The following is a 793-nucleotide window of genomic DNA, read 5'->3' on the forward strand; positions in this document are numbered from 1 at the left end:
TCAGCACGCGCAGAAATAACTACTACCTCTGCATTTTCTGTCGCTGCGAATTCACGAATTTGCTTCACATATTCGATAGAATCTGGATCTGAAACTACATCCTCATCCACATTAGCAACATAAAGAACTGGTTTAGTGGTTAAAAGGAAGAGACCTTTGACTACTTTTTGCTCTTCATCTGTGAATTCAATGGTACGTGCTGATTTTCCATCTTCAAGGACTGGTTTAATTTTTTGAAGGACGTTAAACTCTGCCACAGATTCCTTATCTTTTTGCGTACGTGCCATCTTTTCTACACGCGCATAGCGTTTATTAACTGATTCTAAGTCAGCAAGAATCAACTCTAGGTTAATGGTATCAATATCTGCAAGTGGATCCACAAAGGCGTCTTCACGTCCTTGCTCGCGCATAACATTTTCATCATCAAAAGCACGTACAACGTGAACAATCGCATCTACTTCACGGATATTGGCCAAGAATTTATTCCCTAGACCTTCTCCTTTTGAAGCTCCTTTTACAATCCCTGCAATATCTGTAAACTCAAAGGTTGTTGGAACTGTCTTTTTAGGAGTAATCATTTCCGTTAGTTTTTGTAGGCGTTCATCTGGAACTTCCACCATCCCAACGTTTGGATCAATAGTCGCAAATGGGTAGTTTGCCGCCTCTGCTCCTGCTTTTGTAATTGCATTAAAAAGGGTTGATTTCCCAACGTTTGGCAAACCAACGATACCTGCTGTTAAAGCCATAGTTTCTCATTCTCCGTTCTCATTTCAATCCCTAACATTATAACACA

Annotated in this window: 1 protein-coding gene; it reads right to left on the minus strand. The window is 40.2% G+C overall.

The window, feature by feature from the left end:
• Positions 1–746: redox-regulated ATPase YchF (gene ychF / locus GMD4S_RS09710; RefSeq protein ID WP_001218701.1), on the minus strand; the 746-nt coding region annotated here is incomplete at its 3' end.
• Positions 747–793 lie beyond the last annotated feature (47 nt).

The sequence above is a fragment of the Streptococcus sp. GMD4S genome (assembly GCF_000296955.1).